The organism is Corallococcus carmarthensis, from assembly GCF_003611695.1.
In the GTDB taxonomy this organism is placed as follows: Bacteria; Myxococcota; Myxococcia; order Myxococcales; family Myxococcaceae; genus Corallococcus; species Corallococcus carmarthensis.
Genome location: NZ_RAWE01000434.1, coordinates 1 through 2,159 on the forward strand (window position 1 = coordinate 1; position 2,159 = coordinate 2,159).

Annotated in this window: 1 protein-coding gene; it reads right to left on the reverse strand. The window is 68.3% G+C overall.

Going from position 1 to position 2,159, the window contains the following annotated elements; all coding sequences use genetic code 11:
• A partial coding sequence (locus D7X32_RS45215; RefSeq protein WP_279635668.1) for a Kelch repeat-containing protein occupies positions 1 to 2,058 on the reverse strand: 2,058 nt, incomplete at its 3' end.
• Positions 2,059 to 2,159 lie beyond the last annotated feature (101 nt).

The window sequence follows — 2,159 nt, forward strand, 5'->3', positions numbered from 1 at the left end:
GTAGACGCAGGTGCCGCTGGAGTCCGTGCCCGTCGGGTTGTAGCACTCGCTGTTGGGAGGGGTGTTGCAGGCCGTCCCGGCGCACGTCCCGGTGCTGCTGCAGACGTCTCCGATGGTGGTGGAGTTGCCGTCGTTGCAGGCGCTGCCGGCGGCCTTCAGTGGGTTGGAGCAGGTGCCGTTGAGAGGATTGCAGGTGCCAGCGGCATGGCACTGGTCCGAGGCGGTGCAGAGGATGGGGCTGGAGCCGGAGCAGGTGCCGCTCTGGCAGGTGTCGCTCTGGGTGCAGGCATTGCTGTCGTTGCAGGCGGTGCCATTGGCCTTGGGCGTGTAGACGCAGGTGCCGTTGGAGTCCGTGCCAATCGGGTTGTAGCACTGGGCGTCGGGAGGGGTGTTGCACACCGTCCCGGCGCACGTCCCGGAGCTGTTGCAGACGTCTGCGCGAGTGGTGGCATTGCCGTCGTTGCAGGCGGTGCCGGCGGCCTTGGGCGTGTAGGAACAGGTGCCGTTGGACTCCGTGCCCGTCGGGTTGTAGCACTGGGTGTTGGGAGGGGTGTTGCAGGCCGTTCCGGCGCACGTCCCGGTGCTGCTGCACACGTCGCCAAGGGTGCTGGCATTCCCGTCGTCGCAGGCGGTGCCGGCTGCCTTCAGGGCGTACTCGCAAGTACCATTGGAGCAGGTGCCCGCCGCCTGGTAGCACTGACCGGGCGGAGTGGTGCAGCTCACCGGCGTGCCTGCGCATCCTCCGGACCCGTTGCACGTCTCGCTCAGCGTGCACGCATCCCCGTCGTCGCACGCGGCCCCGGCCGCCTTGTAGGCATAGGAGCAGGAGCCGTCGGAGCAGGAGCCGGCGCTTTGGTAGCACTGCCCAGGAGGGGCCTCGCAGGCGACGGGAGCGCCGGCACAGGTGCCCGTGCTGTCGCAGACGTCATTGCCAGTACAGGCGTTGCTGTCGTTGCAACTGAAGCCGGCCGGCTGGAGGGGATAGGTACAGGTGCCGCCGTTGGAGCAGACGCCAGCCGAGCTGTGACACTGGCTCGGCGCGGTGTTGCAGGTGACGGTCTCGCAGGTGCCAAGCAGCTCCGCGGTGTTGAGCTTCACGGTCTGGCCCGCGACAACGTTTTCTCCGCCCAGGACGAGGACCTTGGAGGTGGCGCTCAACAGGACGGCGGCGTGGAGCCTGCGAGGAGCCCGCAGGGGCAGGCTGGAGGACCAGGTGTTCGTCTCCGGGTCGTAGAGCTCCACCGAATCCAGCGGGGCGGACACCTCGCCACCCGCGACGAGGACCTTGCCGGAGGGCAGCAGCGTCGCGGTGTGGAGCGTCCGAGGCGTGGCCATCTGCGCGGCGGTCCAGGTATTGGTCGTCGGGTCATAGACTTCGGAGGTGTTGAGAGGGCCTGTTTCATTCGTGCCGCCCGCGACGAGGACCTTGCCGGAGGGCAGCAGCGTCGCCGTGTGGTCGTAGCGGTGCGTGGCCATGGGGGCGACCAGGGTCCAGCCCGAGTTCGGGTTGCTGGGGTCGTACGTCTCCGCTGTCTCGAAGATGCGCCAGCCCCGGCCGCCGACGACGAGAACTTTTCCGGAGGGAAGCAGCGTCGCCGTGTGGCGCCTGCGCTCGTCGTTCATCGCAGAGGGCAGGGTGGACCAGCTCCCTGCCGGGTCATACACGTCCACGCTGGCATAAGAGCCATTGTTGTTGCCGCCACCCACGACGAGCACCTTGCCGGAGGGAAGCAACGTCGCCGTGCTGTAGGCGCGTGCCATGGAGGTGGAGCCCGCCTGCGTCCAGAGGCCCGTCTGCGGCGCATACAGCAGCGCGGTGGCGGTGTAGCCCGGCGCGGACTGAATCTCGCCGCCGACGACAAGCACCTCGCCAGAGGACAGCAGGGTGGCGGTGTGCCCCTCGCGTCCGAAAGGCATGGCCCCCGTGGAGAGCCATGTGCCCAGGCTCGGGTCATAGAGTTCCGCCGAGGCATGGAATTCGTTGGCCCAGCCGCCGACGACGAGGACCTTGCCGGAGCTGAGCACGGTGGCCGTGGGGAACCTGCGGGTCAGGCTCATCGAGCCTGTCTCCTGCCATCCCGTGACGAGGGCCGCCTGGGACCTGGCGGTCTTGGCCGGCGTGGGACTTGGGGGCTTGGAGTTGCAACTCAAACTACCCA